Annotated in this window: 14 protein-coding genes; 4 read left to right on the forward strand and 10 right to left on the reverse strand. The window is 39.5% G+C overall.

Annotated features, from left to right (window positions below):
* Positions 1-4: 4 nt before the first annotated feature.
* The 8 genes from sucC to sdhC form a co-directional block, all read right to left on the reverse strand.
* The gene (gene sucC, locus AC07U8_RS15280; protein ID WP_004717276.1) at positions 5-1171 is read right to left on the reverse strand and encodes an ADP-forming succinate--CoA ligase subunit beta; all 1167 of its coding nucleotides are present in this window, start codon (positions 1169-1171) and stop codon (positions 5-7) included.
* A gap of 168 nt (positions 1172-1339) precedes the next feature.
* Positions 1340-2773 (reverse strand): dihydrolipoyl dehydrogenase, encoded by a 1434-nt coding sequence (gene lpdA, locus AC07U8_RS15285; protein ID WP_004717278.1) that lies wholly within the window; start codon positions 2771-2773, stop codon positions 1340-1342.
* A 60-nt stretch (positions 2774-2833) separates the two neighbouring features.
* Entirely contained in the window at positions 2834-4048 is a 1215-nt protein-coding gene (odhB, locus tag AC07U8_RS15290) for a 2-oxoglutarate dehydrogenase complex dihydrolipoyllysine-residue succinyltransferase (RefSeq protein WP_004717280.1), read from the reverse strand.
* Entirely contained in the window at positions 4048-6885 is a 2838-nt protein-coding gene (locus tag AC07U8_RS15295) for a 2-oxoglutarate dehydrogenase E1 component (RefSeq protein ID WP_004717282.1), read from the reverse strand. The genes odhB and AC07U8_RS15295 overlap by 1 nt, the downstream gene beginning before the upstream one ends.
* 612 nt (positions 6886-7497) lie before the next feature.
* Positions 7498-8208 carry a succinate dehydrogenase iron-sulfur subunit gene (locus AC07U8_RS15300; RefSeq protein WP_004717284.1) on the reverse strand — a complete coding sequence of 237 codons (711 nt, stop codon included), beginning with the start codon at positions 8206-8208 and terminating at the stop codon, positions 7498-7500.
* Between the two features lie 14 nt (positions 8209-8222).
* Positions 8223-10121, reverse strand: a complete 1899-nt coding sequence (locus AC07U8_RS15305; protein WP_004717286.1) for an FAD-binding protein — start codon at positions 10119-10121, stop codon at positions 8223-8225.
* A gap of 12 nt (positions 10122-10133) precedes the next feature.
* Positions 10134-10499, reverse strand: a complete 366-nt coding sequence (sdhD, locus tag AC07U8_RS15310) for a succinate dehydrogenase, hydrophobic membrane anchor protein (RefSeq protein ID WP_004717289.1) — start codon at positions 10497-10499, stop codon at positions 10134-10136.
* Positions 10499-10897: a succinate dehydrogenase, cytochrome b556 subunit gene (gene sdhC / locus AC07U8_RS15315; protein ID WP_126606943.1), complete on the reverse strand. Its 399-nt coding sequence runs from the start codon at positions 10895-10897 to the stop codon at positions 10499-10501. Before sdhC ends, sdhD begins: the two co-directional genes overlap by 1 nt.
* Before the next feature lie 1070 nt (positions 10898-11967).
* Here sdhC and gltA point away from each other — a divergent pair.
* The 3 genes from gltA (at position 11968) to AC07U8_RS15330 (ending at position 16883) form a co-directional block, all read left to right on the forward strand.
* Positions 11968-13242: a citrate synthase gene (gltA, locus tag AC07U8_RS15320; protein WP_004717293.1), complete on the forward strand. Its 1275-nt coding sequence runs from the start codon at positions 11968-11970 to the stop codon at positions 13240-13242.
* 273 nt (positions 13243-13515) lie between these two features.
* Positions 13516-15084, forward strand: a complete 1569-nt coding sequence (locus AC07U8_RS15325) for a peptide MFS transporter (RefSeq protein ID WP_494738223.1) — start codon at positions 13516-13518, stop codon at positions 15082-15084.
* The gene (locus AC07U8_RS15330; protein ID WP_494738224.1) at positions 15081-16883 is read left to right on the forward strand and encodes an aminopeptidase P family protein; all 1803 of its coding nucleotides are present in this window, start codon (positions 15081-15083) and stop codon (positions 16881-16883) included. The genes AC07U8_RS15325 and AC07U8_RS15330 overlap by 4 nt, the downstream gene beginning before the upstream one ends.
* 324 nt (positions 16884-17207) lie before the next feature.
* Here AC07U8_RS15330 and AC07U8_RS15335 read toward each other — a convergent pair whose 3' ends face one another.
* Together AC07U8_RS15335 and AC07U8_RS15340 are read right to left on the reverse strand one after the other, a co-directional pair.
* Positions 17208-17858, reverse strand: a complete 651-nt coding sequence (locus AC07U8_RS15335) for a hypothetical protein (protein WP_336951795.1) — start codon at positions 17856-17858, stop codon at positions 17208-17210.
* Between the two features lie 36 nt (positions 17859-17894).
* On the reverse strand, positions 17895-18563 hold the full coding sequence (locus AC07U8_RS15340; protein WP_034612492.1) for a YARHG domain-containing protein: 669 nt from the start codon (positions 18561-18563) through the stop codon (positions 17895-17897).
* A 206-nt stretch (positions 18564-18769) separates the two neighbouring features.
* Between AC07U8_RS15340 and AC07U8_RS15345 the strand changes: the two genes are divergently transcribed.
* Positions 18770-19459 (forward strand): DUF2306 domain-containing protein, encoded by a 690-nt coding sequence (locus tag AC07U8_RS15345; RefSeq protein ID WP_494738225.1) that lies wholly within the window; start codon positions 18770-18772, stop codon positions 19457-19459.
* Position 19460: the final 1 nt, after the last annotated feature.

The following is a 19460-nucleotide window of genomic DNA, read 5'->3' on the forward strand; positions in this document are numbered from 1 at the left end:
CTCCTTACGCTTTCACAGCAGCAACAACTTTTTCTGCGGCATCAGCTAAGCCATTCGCAGAAATTAATTTTAGACCTGATTCATCAAGTAATTTAGCACCTAATTCTGCATTGTTCCCTTCTAAACGAACAACCACAGGTACGGTTACATTTACTTCTTGAACCGCTGCAATAATCGCTTCAGCAATCATGTCACAACGTACGATACCACCAAAAATATTGATCAATACACCTTGTACAGATGAATCTGAAAGAATAATTTTAAATGCTTCAATGACGCGATCTTTAGTCGCACCGCCACCAACATCAAGGAAGTTTGCTGGCTGACCACCATACAGTTTGATGATGTCCATTGTTGCCATCGCAAGACCAGCACCATTCACCATACAACCGATATTGCCTTCTAAAGCAACATAGTTAAGGTCAAATTCAGATGCTTTTAACTCACGCTCATTTTCTTGAGATTTATCACGCATCGCAGCAATTTCAGGCAAACGATAAAGTGCATTTGAGTCGATACCGACTTTGGCGTCTACACATAAGATTTCGCCATTTTCACGAACTGAAAGTGGGTTAATTTCAAATAGTGCAAAATCATTTTCAACAAATGCTTTGTATGCACCTGTCATGATGGTTACAAATTGGCTGATTTGCTTATCTTTTAAACCCAATTGGAAACCAACATCACGCGCTTGGAATGGCAATAAACCAACCAGTGGATCTACTTCGACTTTAATAATTTTTTCAGGTGTTTCTTCAGCAACTTTTTCAATTTCTACGCCACCCTCTGTAGACGCCATGAATGTCACACGACGACTAGAACGGTCAACCACTGCACCTAAATACAATTCACGTTCTACAGGATAAACATCTTCACAAACAAGGATACTATTTACCGGCTGACCATTGGCATCCGTCTGATACGTGACTAAACGAGTACCTAACAGGCTTTTTGCATATTCAGCTGCTTCTTCTTTTGACTTAACAACTTTTACGCCACCCGCTTTACCACGACCACCTGCATGGACTTGGGCCTTCATCACAGCGAATTTGCCACTAATTTGCTCAAAGGCAGCAGATGCTTCTTCGGGCGTAGTGATTAAAATGCCTTCTTGAACTGGCATACCATATTTTTTTAACAGCGTTTTCGCTTGATACTCATGTAGATTCATGTTTTACCTTTTACTACTTTTCACATTGTTATGACACACCAATAATTAGACTTCCATCGCAATAACTATCGGCATTTATTAAAGTTTGTTCTTTTATTTTTAGATGATTATTCAATTAAAAACAACCATCAAAAGTAAAAAGAGCGGTCGAAACCGCTCTTTTTTGTGTTATTTACGTTTACGCTGAATCGCGTGAATCGCACGCCCATCGACAGCAAGCGCTGCTTCATGAACGACTTCAGAATAAGTTGGGTGACCGAAGGTCATCAATTGTAAATCTTCAACTGAAGATACAAATTCAAGTGCAATCATACCTTGGTGAACAATATCAGAAGCACCTGGACCAATGATATGCATACCCAATAAACGATCAGTTTTTGCATCTGCAACAAACTTCACAAATCCAGCAGATTCATTGGCAGCTAAAGCACGACCATTTACCGCAAATGGGAATTGACCGGTTTTAACGTCGTGACCTTTCTCTTTAGCTTGCTCTTCAGTCAAACCTACCCACGCAGCTTCAGGGTGTGTATAAATCACTGAAATAATAGTGTCATAATTCACTTGAGCAGCATGACCATGCATACGCTCAACTGCCATTACACCTTCTTCCATTGCTTTATGCGCAAGCATTGGACCACGTACCAAGTCACCAATTGCATATACACCGTCAACAGACGTTGCACACCAATCGTTCACTTCAACCAAACCACGTTCAGTTAATTTAATGCCTGAATCTTCAGCCAATAAACCTTCTGCATAGGCTTTACGGCCAACACAAACGATTAATTTATCAAAAGTTTGAGTTTTATCTTCGCCTGCTTGGTTATATTGAACAGTCACTTCACGACCATTCACTTCAGTACCTGAAACTTTAGCGCCAATACGAATATCTAAACCTTGTTTTGTTAAAAGTTTTTGATAATCTTTTGCCAACGCTTTATCCGCCATTGGTAAGAATGCATCTAATGCTTCAAACACAACAACTTCAGAGCCAAGACGACGCCATACTGAACCAAGTTCTAGTCCAATTACGCCTGCACCAATTACACCTAAACGTTTAGGCACTTCTTGGAATTCTAACGCACCTGTTGAATCAACGATAAGGTCTTCATCAACTTTTGCTACAGGAATATTTACAGGTACAGAACCTGTTGCAAGAATTACGAATTTAGGTTCTAAAACTTGAACATCACCACCTTCTAATGGTGTGAATTCAACTTTTTTACCAGCAAGTAATTTACCCGTACCTTGTAACCACTCGATACCATTGCCTTTCAGCAATTGAGCAACACCGCCAGTTAAGTTATCTACAACTTTGTCTTTACGAGCAAGAAGCTTTTGAAGATCAAGTTGGACATTTTCAACTGTAATACCGTGAACATCTAAGCCATGAAGAGTGTCTTCATAGTGATGTGAAGAATCTAAAAGTGCTTTAGAAGGAATACAACCTACGTTTAAGCAAGTACCACCTAAAGATGGCTTACCTTTGTGTACACGTTTTTCGATACACGCAACTTTGAAACCAAGTTGAGCAGCACGAATTGCCGCTTCATAACCACCTGGCCCACCGCCGATTACCACTAAATCAAACTGAGACATGCTTATCTCCAAAAACGAGTTTAAAGGATCACTCTAAACTCGTGTTGTTATTCTAAAGAATTAAAGGTCAAGGATTAGTTTAGCTGGCTCTTCAAGTAACTCTTTAACAGTTACCAAGAAACCTACTGCTTCTTTACCATCAATCATACGATGGTCATAAGAAAGCGCTAAGTACATCATTGGAAGAATTTCAACTTGACCATTTACAGCCATAGGACGCTCTTGGATTTTATGCATACCTAAAATAGCAGTTTGTGGTTGGTTCAAAATAGGTGTTGAAAGTAATGAACCGAAAGTACCACCGTTGGTAATTGTGAAAGTACCACCAGTCATATCTTCAATTGCTAATTTACCTTCACGTGCTTTTGCAGCATATGCACCAATACCTGATTCAACTTCAGCATAGTTCATACGGTCAGTATTACGTAATACTGGAACCACTAAACCACGATCAGAAGAAACCGCAACACCGATATCATAGTAACCATGATAAACAATATCATCACCGTCGATTGAAGCATTTACCGCAGGATAGCGTTTAAGTGCTTCAGTTACAGCTTTAACGAAGAATGACATAAAGCCTAAACGTGCACCATGACGTTTTTCGAAAGCATCTTTATATTGCTTACGCATTTCCATCACAGGTTTCATGTTGACTTCGTTAAACGTAGTCAACATTGCAGTTTGCTGTGTAGCAGCAAGAAGACGTTCAGCAACACGCTTACGTAAACGTGTCATTGGAACACGTTTCTCGATACGCTCACCAACAGCAACGCTTAATGGTGTTACAGCTGCAGCAGCTGGTTTAGTTTGATGATTTGCAACATCTTCTTTGGTGATACGACCACCACGACCAGTACCATCTACATCCGCAGCAGCAATACCTGTTTCAGTTAAAGCTTTACGCACTGCAGGTGCTTGATCTTGTACTTGAGCACGTTCAACAACAGGTGCATTACCCGCTTGAGTTTGTGCCGCAGCTTGTTCTACTTTCTCTTCAGATTGAACTGCTTGAGTTTGAGTAGCGCCAGAAACAGCACCTTCTTCAAATGTTGCAATAACTTCAGAAGAAAGAACTGTGTCACCTTCATTTTTGATGATTGCAGAGATAGTACCATCAGCAGGAGCAACAACTTCTAAAACAACTTTATCCGTTTCAATATCACAGATGACTTCATCACGTGATACCGCTTCACCTGGTTGTTTGTGCCAAGTTGCAATTGTTCCGTCAGCAACTGACTCTGGGAACACCGGTGCTTTAATTTCGGTTGCCATTATTTAGATTCTCCTGATTGTTCAGCTACGATCGCAAGTGCGTCATTCACGAGCTGAGCTTGTTGTTTTGCATGCAAATATGGTGAGCCACATGCAGGTGCAGCTGAAGCTTCACGTCCTGCATAGCTAATTTGAACTTGTAGAGCAGACTTCATTACACCTTCGTATAAACGAGGAGCAATGAATAACCATGCGCCTTGGTTCTTCGGTTCTTCTTGACACCAAACAAGTTCTTTTATGTTTGGATATGTCGCAAGCACTTCAGCAAGACGTTTTTCTGGGTATGGGTACAATTGTTCAACACGTACCACCGCAATGTTCAAGTTTTCTTCACGACGTTTTTCAAGTAAGTCGTAATAAACTTTACCACCACAAAGTACAACACGTGTTACATCTTGTTTGTTGATTTGATCCACTTCATCAATCACAGTCTGGAATGTACCAGTTGCAAGCTCTTCCAAAGTTGAAGTTGCAAGTTTATGACGAAGCAATGACTTCGGTGAAGTCACGATCATTGGCTTACGAATTGGGCGAATTGCCTGACGACGCATTGCATGGAAAATCTGTGCAGGTGTCGTTGGTGTAATCACTTGCATGTTTTCTTCAGCACATAACTGTAAGAAACGCTCAAGACGTGCAGATGAATGCTCAGGACCTTGACCTTCATAACCATGTGGAAGAAGCAATGTTAAACCACACACACGTTCCCATTTGGTTTCACCAGATGAGATGAATTGATCAATAACCACTTGCGCACAGTTTGCAAAGTCACCGAACTGAGCTTCCCAGATTACCAAGCTTTTTGGCAATGTTGTTGCATAACCATATTCAAATGCAAGCACAGCCATTTCTGACAATAATGAGTCATAAATTGCAGTACGTGGCTGGTTTTCTTTGATATGACACAGTGGAATATAAACCGAACCATCAACTTGGTTATGTAGCTTGGCATGACGGTGTGAGAATGTACCACGACCAACATCTTCACCAGTCAAACGCACCAAGAAACCATCATCAAGGATAGAAGCATAAGCTAAAGTTTCTGCTGCACCCCAGTTTAATGGCATTTCACCAGTTTGCATTTTCAAACGTTCATCGATCACTTTAGACACTTGGCGCTGCATCACGAAACCTTCTGGTAATTCGCGCATTTTTGTACCAATTTCTTTTAAGCGTTCGATTGGGAAAGTCGTATCCCAAACATCTGTATATTCATGGCCTAGATACGGTTTCCAGTCCACAAACATTTTATCATTTGGTTCAAGCACTAAAGCATTGGCAACATGATTACCTGCTTCAAGATCTTCACGATATTTTTCAACTAAAGCATCTGCATCAGAACGATCTAATACTTTTTCTTGTACCAATTGATCCGCATAAAGCGTACGTGTAGTCGCTTTTTTATTGATCACTTGATACATCATTGGTTGTGTTGCTGCTGGCTCATCTGCTTCGTTATGACCACGACGACGATAACAGAACATGTCAATCACAACATCTTTACGGAATGTATGACGGAAATCATGTGCCAATTGCGCAACAAACAATACAGATTCTGGGTCATCACCATTTACATGGAAAATTGGCGCCTGAATCATTTTTGCAATGTCAGTACAGTATTCGGTAGAACGTGCATCACGTGGATCAGATGTAGTAAAACCAACTTGGTTGTTGACTACGATATGAACCGTACCACCTACGGTATAACCACGCGTTTGTGACATTTGGAAGGTTTCTTGGTTGACACCTTGACCAGCAAATGCAGCATCACCATGTACGATTACAGGCAATACGTCATCACCACCAATGTCTTTACGACGTACTTGGCGTGCACGAACTGAACCTTCAACCACAGGACCAACAATTTCTAAATGCGATGGGTTAAATGCCAAAGCCAAGTGAACTTCACCACCAGGTGTCATCACATTTGATGAGAAACCTTGGTGATATTTAACGTCACCTGAACCTTTTTTAGCTAAAGTTTTACCTTCAAACTCACCAAACAAATCAGCTGGGTTTTTACCCATGATGTTTACAAGTAAGTTTAAACGACCACGGTGTGGCATCCCAATTACGACTTCTTTACAACCTACAGAACCTGCACGTTGAATAAGTTCGTTTACCATTGGAATGAAAGATTCACCACCCTCTACACCAAAACGCTTCGCACCAACATACTTATTACCGAGGAATTTTTCTAAGCCTTCAGCAGCAGTTAAACGTTCAAGTACGTGTTTCTTTTGATCTGCCGAGAAACCGAACTGACCGCGTGCACCTTCAAGACGTTGTTGAATCCAGCGTTTTTCTTTGGTGTCAACAATGTGCATATATTCAGCACCAATAGAAGCACAGTATGTTGCCTCCATTGCACTAACCATCTCACCTAAAGTTGCTTCAGTTTTACCAATCGCCAAATTTCCAGCATTGAAAACTGTATCTAGGTCAGACTTGGTTAAACCATGTGCAGCAAGATCTAAATCTGGCACATCTTCACGCTTAGCCAAACCCAGTGGATCAAGCTTCGCTTTTTGATGACCACGGTTACGGTATGCTGCAATCAGTTGCAAAACACCGATTTGACGACGTTCATGCTCAGTACTTACTTCACTTTGCACAACAGGCTGAACACGACTTGAATTACGACCTAATAATAAGAATTGCTCACGAATGTTTCCGTGTGGTTGGTCACCTTTAGGGAATTTATCGAAATATTGACGCCAATCCTCACCTACTGAGGTTGGAGAAGAAAGGTACTGTTCGTAAAGCTCTTCAATATACGCTGCACTATCAGCGGAAAGTTCAGTATCAAGACGCAATGCGTCAGCAACTTCTTGCATTTGTGGACCCATTTCCTATTGCAAAAACATTAGAGGGTGCTTTTTAAGCACTCCCATGATTGATAATGCCAAATCGGTAAATTGACATTCACCCATCAGATACTCATGACCAAGGGGCGTTATAAACATTAGCTTTTACTAATGCATACAATGAATCATAACGCCCTCAATGGCATCATCACTCACTTATATACTCAACCGAAGCTGAGCAATTTTTTGCAAATCGACTTAGAAAAAACAAAGGCTTTTTTGCTTTTTCTAAAGCGGTTCTAATCTTTGCTTATAAAATTATTTATAAACTGATCTGGATCACACTTATGTAGAAAAAATGTACCAAAAACATGGTGTGTTTTTCACATATAGTGGTTTGTTAAATCGTAACATGATCTGTCACTTCAATTGATTTTTTTGACACATACCACCTATAAATTAGCGAAATACATACAAGAAATAATCTATTATTATCCATCCATTTATATCGGGTCTGTTGATACTTTTTCAATGCTTAAAGCTTAGATCCCATTCACTCGAACAAAAAAACAACCATCTCATTAAAAATCCAATAAAAAAAGAGCGTACATCCCAAGATGTACGCCCTTTTTTCACATCGTATTAACCCGCTTGATCGAGCAACATGCTACGGATATGACCGATCGCTTTTGTTGGATTCAAGCCTTTCGGACATACAGACACACAGTTCATAATCCCTTTACAACGGAATAATGAGAATGGGTCATCAAGACGTGATAAACGATCTTGTGTCGCAGTATCACGAGAATCAATAATGAAACGGTATGCATTCAACAATGCTGAAGGACCCAAGAATTTATCCGGGTTCCACCAGAATGATGGGCATGATGTTGAACAACATGCACAAAGAATACATTCATACAAACCATTTAAGTGCTCACGCTCTTCTGGAGATTGTAAACGCTCTTTTGGTGGTGCAGGTTGATTATTGATTAAGAATGGATGAATTTTGTCATACTGATCGTAGAACTGATTCATATCCACAACTAAATCTTTCACTACAGGCAGACCAGGTAATGGACGAATGACGATTTTTTCAGGCAAATCGTTCAAGTTCCACAAACACGCAAGACCATTTTTACCATTGATATTCACACCATCTGAACCGCAAATACCTTCACGGCAAGAACGACGGAATGTTAATGATTCGTCTTGAACTTTTAATGCTAAAAGCGCGTCAAGCAACATACGATGCTTATCCGTCAACTCTAGTTTAAAAGTCTGCATATACGGTGCTTTATCCTTATCAGGATCATAGCGGTAGATTTCGAATGTACGTGTACCTCTACTCATCTTATTTCTCCCGATTAGAATGTACGTGGTTTAGGTTCAATTGGGTCTACAGACAATGGGCTGTAACGTACTGGCTTGTATTCAAGATGGTTATCAGCTGAATACCATAAAGTATGTTTCATCCACTCATCATCACGACGACCATATGAATAGTGCTCATCATCAGCAGGCAATTCATAATCTACAACAGTATGTGCACCACGACATTCTTTACGTGCAGCAGCAGAAATCAATGTTGCTTTCGCTACTTCGTATAAGTTTTCAACTTCCAAAGCTTCAATACGTGCAGTATTAAATACTTTAGATTTGTCTTTTAAATGAATGTTACGTACACGTGGTTCAATCGCAAGAATCTGCTTAACACCCTCATCAAGCAAGGCTTGAGTACGGAATACACCCGCGTGGTCTTGAACGATATCACGAATCGCATCCGCAACTTCTTGTGCATTTTCACCAGAAGTAGAATCATCTAAATGATTGATACGTTTCAACGTGTTCACAAGTACATCATTTGGAAGTGGTTGGTATTCATCACCGTGATGTTTAGTCACGTAATCGATGATGTGTTCACCAGCAGCTTTACCAAATACAACCAAGTCAAGTAATGAGTTTGTACCTAAACGGTTTGCACCATGTACAGACACGCAAGAACACTCACCAATTGCATAGAACCCTTTTACAGGCACTGTGTAATTCATTGTACCGTTGGTTGTGTATTCGTTTGCAGCTTTATCAAAACCTGCATAGAAATCTGCTGCATTTTTCGCTGTTTCAGGAATAACCACTTGACCATGAATATTGGTCGGAATACCACCCATTTGATAATGGATTGTTGGTACAACTGGAATTGGTTCTTTGGTGATATCCACGTTTGCGAATTTCTTACCAATCTCAAATACAGATGGTAAACGCTTCATGATGGTATCTGCACCCAAGTGAGTCATATCTAGTAGGATATAATCACCTTTAGGACCACAACCACGACCTTCTTTGATCTCTTGGTCCATAGAACGTGATACGAAGTCACGTGGAGCCAAATCTTTCAAAGTTGGAGCATAACGTTCCATGAACGGTTCGCCATCTTTGTTACGAAGGATTGCACCTTCACCACGACAACCTTCCGTTAACAATACGCCTGCGCCAGCAACACCCGTTGGGTGGAATTGCCAGAATTCCATATCTTGTAATGGAATACCCGCACGAGCAGCCATACCAAGACCATCACCAGTATTGATATAAGCATTGGTAGATGCACGGTAAACACGACCAGCACCACCTGTAGCAAACAATGTTGCTTTAGCTTGGAATACAGCAATCTTGCCTGTTTCTTGGTCAATTGCTGTTACACCGAGTACATCACCTGCTTCGTTACGGATTAAGTCTAATGCAATCCATTCAACGAAGAATTGAGTACCCATTTTCACGTTACTTTGATAAAGCGTATGAAGAAGTGCGTGACCTGTACGGTCGGCAGCAGCACAAGCACGTGGAACTGGTTTTTCACCATAGTTCGCAGAGTGACCACCAAATGGACGTTGGTAAATTGTACCGTCAGCATTACGGTCAAATGGCATACCTAAGTGTTCAAGCTCATAAACAACTTTAGGCGCCTCACGACACATAAATTCGATTGCATCTTGGTCACCTAACCAATCAGAACCTTTTACCGTGTCATAGAAATGATAGTGCCAGTTATCGTCTTGCATGTTACCAAGCGATGCACCAATACCACCTTGAGCCGCAACAGTGTGAGAACGTGTTGGGAATACTTTAGTTAGCACTGCAACTTTCAAACCTGCTTGAGCAAGTTGATATGAAGCACGCATACCTGAACCACCACCACCAACGATGACTGCATCGAAGAACTGGCTTGGAATATTTGAATAATCTTCTTTAGGGGTTAAAGCGCCCATGACATTTTCCTATCAATTCGCCCAAAAAATCTGGATTGCCCAGATCGCATATGCAATAACAGCAATAATCACTGCTGAAGTTAACACGATGCGTAAACCTGAAGCTGAAGGACCCATCTGACGAGTAGTCACATAGTCAGTGAATACTTGCCACATACCAATCCAAGCATGCGCAACAAGAGATAAGACTGCCAATAAAGATAAAATCTTCATCGGAAGTGTCATCATAAAGCCAAACCATTGCTCATAGTTAAATCCGCCATTGCACAGAATCCAACCTAATACCACAACAGTATAAACAGCTAGAACTACAGCACTTACGCGTTGGATATACCAATCACGAGAACCTGAACCCGTTAAACCTGTAGCACTTTTCATTAGAGAACGATCCATACAAATGAAGCGATAACTGATATCGCAGCCAAGATTAATGCAATAGTTGCTGCTACGCGACCGCTTTGCAACTCTTCAGCAAAGCCTAGGTCAGCAAGTAAGTGCTTAATACCCATAATGAAATGGAATAATAAACCAGCGACAAATACCCATACGATAAAACGTACAATGAAGCCACCAAAGATTGCTTGAACTTGAGCAAAGCCTTCAGGCGAAGACAAAGACTTGTCTAAAAGCCACAAAAGTACCGGTACGAGTAAAAATACGATGACACCTGATAGACGGTGTAGAATTGATGCAATAGCCACAGGGGATTTTAAGTTTACATCTAAAACTTGACCCATGGACAAATTGACAGGTCTGTTGCTTTTCACAGCGGGCATCCTGTAAGTAAAAACTCCATCCGGAGTTTGTTGGAATTAATTCGAAGGAAAGCTAGCATTGTCAGACAAATTTAATTGCCTGAACTTTAAACGACACTGAATTATAAAACGTGCACTGTCAAAATACAAACCATCGAAATTGGCTTTTTCTTTAAAAATCACTCAAATAAGAATCATTTACACCCATTTGAAAAATAAAGCAGATCCCCCACCTCTGTTTTTCAAGGCTATCTCGTTATTTTTTATGACATTTAAACATATTACTTTTACACATAATTACGACTTATATTATTTTTATAAATTTAGACTAAAGCACAACATTACGGACAAAATCGTCCTGTGGTTGATTTCTCCCTGCTGTTTTATTTTTCATCAGCTGGTTAAGCTTTAGTAGATACCCAACATGTTATTTTTAAATAGTCCTTTATTCCTATTTTAAATGGGTGCCACTTAATTCAGTGATTTGACTGAAAGCTTTATAATAAGAAATAAAGACTTAGTTTGTGAATAATTCATAATTTAGCTGCAAGGTTTTGTCGTATTTGATTATTCCTAAGGCAACTAAATGCCTATTTTTATACTGATTCGATTATTTTTTATCCTTTAAAAGCTTCAATAAAAACTATTTTTTAATCAATTAAGCATTAAAATGAAAATAAATATTTCATCAACTCATTTGGGTGTTTTTTACACAAAAATAATGGCAAAAGCTATGTAAGTCGTGAAATTCAGATGGTTTTAAAACAGCAACAATGCATTTCGCAACTTACAAAAGCCACAAAATATTGGTCAAAAATGCCATTTCCTGTCTAGCAATCACAATTATTTTTCTGCACCTTCTTTAGAATTTACCTTATTATACTGACCGACTCTGAAATTTAATGATCAATCTTACTGGTTAAAGTTAGACTAACTACTGATGAAAACATTGTTTTTTCATCCATAAGTATAATTGACAAAATTTCAGTACTCACTAAGCTAAATAGCAATTTTTGATCCGTCTGACTTGTACATTACAAGATGACTCAGCAAGTTAGATAAAATATCCACCAGGACAGGAGATCTATTGAATGTCTGCAGCAACTGGCAAGAAAGCCGTTCTAGAGCTTGATGGCAAAAAAATTGAATTACCAATTTACAGCGGCACATTGGGCCCAGATGTAATCGACGTTAAGGATGTGTTGGCTTCAGGTCACTTTACTTTTGATCCTGGTTTTATGGCGACAGCTTCTTGCGAGTCTAAAATCACTTTCATTGATGGTGATAAAGGCGTTCTTTTACACCGTGGTTATCCGATTGCTCAACTTGCAACTCAAGCTTCTTACTTAGAAACTTGCTATTTATTGTTAAGCGGTGAGCTTCCAACTGCTGAACAAAAAACAGACTTCGAAAACAAAGTCCGCAACCACACAATGGTTCACGATCAAGTTAGCCGTTTCTTCAATGGTTTCCGTCGTGATGCTCATCCTATGGCGGTTATGTGTGGTGTAGTGGGTGCGTTATCTGCGTTCTATCACAACGGTTTTGACGTTGAAAACGTAGACCACCGTGAAATCACTGCAGTTCGTTTAGTTGCTAAAATTCCTACTCTAGCTGCTTGGACTTACAAATATACAATCGGCCAACCGTTCGTATATCCACGTAACGATTTAAGCTATGCTGAAAACTTCTTGTACATGATGTTTGCTACTCCAGCAGATCGTGATTACAAAGTTAACCCTATTCTTGCTAAAGCAATGGATCGTATCTTTACGCTTCATGCTGACCATGAACAAAATGCATCAACGTCTACAGTACGTTTAGCTGGTTCTACAGGCGCTAACCCTTATGCATGTATTGCTGCGGGTATTGCTGCACTTTGGGGACCTGCGCATGGTGGTGCAAACGAAGCTGTTCTTAAGATGCTCGATGAAATCGGCTCTGTAGAAAATGTTGCACCGTTCATGGAAAAAGTAAAAACGAAAGAAGTTAAACTTATGGGCTTCGGTCACCGAGTTTATAAAAACTTCGATCCACGTGCAAAAGTAATGAAAGAGACTTGTGACGAAGTGTTAAGTGCACTTGGTATCAATGATCCACAACTTGCGCTTGCAATGGAACTTGAACGTATTGCATTAAGCGATCCGTACTTCATCGAACGTAAACTTTACCCGAACGTAGATTTCTATTCAGGTATCATCCTTAAAGCGATTGGTATCCCAACAGAAATGTTTACGGTAATCTTTGCGCTTGCACGTACAGTTGGTTGGATCAGCCACTGGTTAGAAATGCACAGCGGCCCGTACAAAATCGGTCGTCCTCGTCAGCTTTATACTGGCGAAACTCAACGCGATATCAAACGTTAATTCGTTACGCGTTCAGATCGAACAAGAGACCACCCTTTGGGGTGGTTTTTTATTACATATTCATACCAATTTTCATACCAATTGGTATAATCTATTTATTTTAAAATTCATTTAAAATCAAAACATAACAACACCAATATAAGCATAGAAAACTGAAATTTATATTTTTACTATAAAACTTACAAATCACTACTTTAAAAAACACCCAACAAATAACTTTATTTTATATATTGTTTAAAAATTTTTAATCATACATTTTCAAAGGACTTGAAGATGCCTCAACATTTATCCAAACAAGTACACGACCCAGATCAAGCTTTTTTTGGTCACCCCCAACCATTAAAAGGCTTATTTTTTACCGAGCTTTGGGAACGTTTTTCCTATTATGGTATTCGCCCTTTATTAATCCTCTATATGGCGGCTTTAGTTGCTGATGGCGGTCTCGGTTTAGATCGCCCAACAGCATCAGCAATTGTCGGCTTATTTGCAGGCAGTATGTATTTAATGACCGTATTGGGTGGATGGGTTGCTGACAATTATCTCGGTCAGGAGCGCGCTGTGTGGTACGGTTCACTGATCATCGCACTCGGACATTTATCAATTGCATTGGCAGCTTTATTTGGACATTTCTTTTTTTATTTTGGTTTAGTTTTGATTGTGATCGGTTCTGGTTTATTTAAAACCTGTATTTCCGTCATTGTTGGCACTTTATATCAGGCTCAAGATTCACGGCGTGATGCAGGATTTTCCATTTTTTATATGGGAATTAATCTAGGCTCGTTGATTGCCCCACTATTGACTGGTTTATTGGTTAAAGAACATGGTTGGCACTGGGGATTCGGAATCGGTGGCGTTGGAATGTTAATCGCCTTACTGATTTTTAAGTTAATAACTGTGCCTCAATTAAATCAATTTAATCATGTGCAAGGCAATGAAAATAACTGGGCTCGTCCTGTACATTACAATCCTAAAGCACCTCAAATGATCATAGGTTTTATTGCCGTTGTGGGCTTGATTATCGGTCTAGTTTCTCTTGGGATAGTTAACATCAATCCAATTCAGATCGCCACATATTTCACGATCACAATCTGTATTTGTATTGCCTTATATTTCAGCTATCTATTGCTCTTTGCTGGTTTGAATAATACTGAGAAAAAACAAATCATTATCTGTTTTATTTTACTCATCACCGCTGCACTTTTTTGGTCAGCATTTGAACAAAAACCAACATCATTCAATCTTTTCGCCCAAGACTTTACAGATCGCCAATTCTTTGGCTTTGAAATACCCGCAGTTTGGTTTCAATCGATTAACCCACTTTTCATTATTATTTTCGCACCGATCATCGCATGGCTTTGGGTTAAATTAGGCAAACAAAATCGTGACCCTAGCTATATCACCAAATTCATTATTGCTTTACTTCTCGCTGCGGGTGGTTTTCTCGTGATGAGCATTGCCAGTTACTTGATCACCCAAAATGGTGGAACTGTTTCTGCATTGTGGATCGCATCAAGCCTCCTACTTTTAACACTAGGTGAATTATGCTTAAGCCCTGTTGGTCTTTCAACGATGACTAAACTTGCTCCAACCATCATTCGTGGACAAGTGATGGGGCTTTGGTTTACAGCATCTGCTTTAGGAAACTTAATGGCAGGTTTAATCGGTGGTCATGTTTCTATCCATGAAGTTGACCAATTACCCTTGCTATTTGTGCGATGTGTCATCGCTTTACTTCTTGGCGCACTCGTTCTATGGTTAATGAGAAAACCGATTCGTAAATTACTCAATCAAACATCGACCCCCTCTCAAAAATCTATTGATATGCAATTGGAAAAAGTATGAACAGTTTGTCACCTGCCAACAAATTAGAAAACCTTCGTACAATTATGAAGAAATATCAGCAGGATGCTTTTATCGCCATGAGTGCAGATCCACATATGTCAGAATATCTACCTGAATATTGGAAAATACGTCAATGGCTAACAGGCTTTACAGGTTCAGTCGGCACAATTGTAGTTACTCAAGACTTCGCAGCTTTATGGGTAGATGGTCGATATTGGGTACAAGCTGAACAGCAACTGGAAAATACAGGTTACGTTTTACAAAAGCAGACACCTGATGAATCATCAACACATTTGGCTTGGCTTTCACAACATCTACCCAAAAACACAAAAATTTCAGTCAATGGACACACCATTTCCGCCTTACAGTTTGATGCGTTAAGTCAAGTTGCTCAATCCCAGCAATTTGAAATCCAAACAGACTTAGATTTAATTGATGAAATTTGGACTGAACGCCCAGCACTGCCCCTACAACCCATTTGGCAAATGGCAGATGATTTAAATGCGCAAACACGCTTAGAAAAAATAACTGCGATCCGTCACAAACTTATTCAGAAAAAAGCAACGGGGCATTTTATTTCTGCACTCGATGATATTGCTTGGATTTTGAATTGTAGGGGGCGTGATGTTGAATATAATCCCGTGTTCTTAGCACACTTATATATTGACCATTCTCGAACTGTGCTTTTTATTGATGATGCAAAGCTCTCAACTGAAATGCAGCAAAGATTTGCTTTGGATAACATTGAAATCTTAGCTTATAACGCAAGCATCGAGTTTTTGCTCGAACTTAAACAACAAAATATTTTAATTGATCCTGCTAAAGTCTCAATTTCATATGCACAGGCCATTGAGCAGCAAAGTCATTTAGTCCAAGACATTAATCCAAGCAGTTTATTTAAATCACGTAAACATCCTTCAGAAATTGCACATGTGCGCAGTGCGATGACCAAAGATGGTGTTGCCCTATGTCATTTCTTTCATTGGCTAGATAACGCATTGGCTGATAAAGAATCGATCAATGAACTCACCATCGACGAAAAAATTTCAGGCTTTCGCGCACAACAAGCAGGTTTTATTGGATTAAGCTTCTCGACAATTGCAGGCTTTAATGCCAACGGTGCATTACCCCACTATCGCGCTACAGAAGAAAGCTTTAGCGAGATTAGTGGTGATGGTTTGCTGCTGATTGATTCAGGCGCACAATATGATGAAGGAACCACAGATATTACTCGTGTTGTTCCCGTAGGCACAGCAAGCGCGGAACAAAAACGTGATTACACCTTAGTGTTAAAAAGCCATATTGCACTTGCACAAAGCGTTTTCCCTGAAGGCATTGCATCACCTCTTTTAGATTCGATCACACGTCAAACCCTGTGGAAATATGGTTTGGATTATCGTCATGGTACAGGTCACGGTGTCGGCTATGCATTGAATGTTCATGAAGGCCCACAAGTGATTTCATATTATGCCCCAGTCACACCCTCCACCAAGATGCGTGAAGGGATGATTACCTCTAATGAACCAGGCTTATACCATCAAGGCAAGTACGGCATTCGAATTGAGAATCTTGTCGTCAACAAAATTAAGCATTTTGAAGATACGACCTATGGTCAATTTTTAGAATTCGAAACACTAACACTGTGCCCGATTAACCTGACGTGTATCGTTTTAGACCTACTCAGTCATGATGAAAAAGCATGGTTGAATCAGTACCATCAAACAGTCAGAGAGCGATTAGCACCTCACTTAGAAGGTGATATTTTAAACTGGCTAAATGAAAACACCCAAGCTATTTAACTCTTCATATCAATCAAAAAAGCGCAGAGCCTTTTGACTGTGCGCTTTTTTGAAAATCTATATACCATTGATGCATATAATAAAGATAAAATTCTGCACTTTTTAGCATAGTGAGTTTATGGAAAACACATACAACAAAATATCGTTTATCTTCAATAATAAAATTAACCGTCGAATATATCGGACGGTGATATGAATGCTGTGACTACCCTGCCTTACATTTTAAGTTTAATTACTTTGCACAGATGATGCTTCATTTTTCAGAGATGGAAAAAGTGAATCCCATCTGATCGAATCACCGAGCACTGCAATCAACACGGGTACTTATAGTACGATTTTAATTTTTTCCGTTTTGGTTGTAACTTTTGCATTTTTACACGCATTGGATGATTGAATAGTTTTAATCACTTCATTGCTGGCGGATAAAATCTTTAAACTTGAAACAATTTCCCCACCCGTTTTACAATCTTCCTCACCCAACTTCTCACTAAAACGCCCCGGATCACTCGAAGATTCAGCAGTTACAATAATTTTAGCTTTCCATCCATCAAAATAGACTAAATCAGTTGTCTGGGAAACTTGCCCCTGACCCGAGCCTGCAGATTCTATTTCAATCAAATCGATTGGTTTTGCTCGATATTGCACCGTATGTACTGTGAAATCATTGGCTTGACCACCGAACTCAAGTATTCGAGATTGTTTTAGTTTTGGGCGCGTCAATATATAGCCTCCCCAAAAATTTCGTCCTGCATTTTCAAATGTTACACCAGAGAGATAAGCCAGCTCTCCTGACAACAAACGAACCTCTTTCATATAATCAATCATTATCGCTTTGGCGGGTGTAGCTTGAGAAGCGTTTAGGTTCGTTATACTGTTGATCACTGCTTGATCTGTAGGTGTTGCTGCAAAACTTAGGGCAGATGAACTTAAAACAAAAACCATAATACTCAATCGAACTGAAGGATAGTGAAGCATAAGATAAACTCTCAGATTTTGTGATTGATTGTGTGCTTAACGACCCCATTCCATTTTCGCCATATACGGGCGAATTTTTTTAATACGTTGGATATTGGTCTTTTCAATCTGAGTTAATTGATTTTCAACATTGGTACTGCATGGCATATACCAATTATCGTTAGCAAATTGAGAGGCAATCTCTTTATTGGCAAATGAATAACCATGACGCGCATAAATTTCATTACGCATCCAGTCCAGCTCTTCAGGAGGAATTTGTAGATCCTCATCTTTTAATAAACGTTGTGATGCAACTGGATAATCACCGACATCTTTTTGATAGCGACACTGTTGCGGCTTTAAATCAAAATATTTTGGTTTAACCTTAGCCGTTGTAGATTCCCAACTAGACTCCAACACATTCGGCTGATTCTGTTTTACAGTAAACGTAAACACACCACTACTTGCTTTAGCGCCACTTTCTGTTGCGGTAATTTTATAGCCTTGTGAAGTTGTCTGTACTTTTCCTGAGAAATTTTGTTTATTTTTACCAAGAACACTATAGCCTTTGACCTGATTACGATCGATAGATTGGATGAAAACAGCAATTTTCTGCTCATCATATTTTCCAGACCAAGATTTTTGCAACTGTTGAATATCCAGTGCATAGCTATTCTGGAAACCAATCATTCCTAATCCGACGAGTGCGATTAAACTTTTATTCATTGTTATACCTATTTGTTATGAAGATATTGAATGCATTTTCACATTGATTTTAGATTAAATTGTTTGCTTTGTGATCTACTTTAAGATAAATAAATCAGGATTCTCTGTGGTTTATTTTAAAATCTATGCCATACCCAAACATAAATATGCTGTTTCAACTTATCTTCCATTATAATTTCTCAATCACCATTCCATTATAAGCAGTGATGAACAAAACAAAAACCGCCTTGGCATATTCAAGTTTGAGTCTAATTTCACTCGTGATCTATGCTTATTTATGCTATCTCATGGTCGCAATATGTTTGCAATATTTCCCATGGCAAACTGATCAGCATTTCCTCTTGTTAAAGCAAGATGTAGTCAATACTCAACCTTGGCAGGCGGCTTTTAAAATCCATGTGATCAGCAGTAGTTTTGTATTCATCGCTGGATTTACACAGTTTTTCCGTGTCTTTCGCACGCATTATCCCCGAATTCATCGCTGGAGTGGTTGGCTGTATCTGATCACCATTTTGGGGCTGTCTTTACCCAGTGGCTTAATTTTAGCTTTTTCAGCGGCTGGAGGGTTATCTACTCAAATCAGCTTTGTCTTATTAAGTTCACTCTGGGCGATCACCACCCTATCCGCTTTGTACTTTTTATTGAAAAAGCGCTGGATTTTACATCGTGACTGGATGATCCGTAGTTTTGTACTGAGCCTTTCAGCGCTGAGCTTAAGGACATGGAAAATCGTGCTTTATCAGTTACAACCATATTTTGATTGGTTAACCCCAATTCACATCTATCAGCTAGAATCTTGGTTAGGTTGGGTGGTCAATTTAATCCTAGCTGAAATCATTATTTTTGGATTACATCGTCGCACAAGACAAAAAAATAAAAGCCCTAAATCAATTTAGG

The organism is Acinetobacter sp. GW821-FHT01E09 (assembly GCF_059422385.1).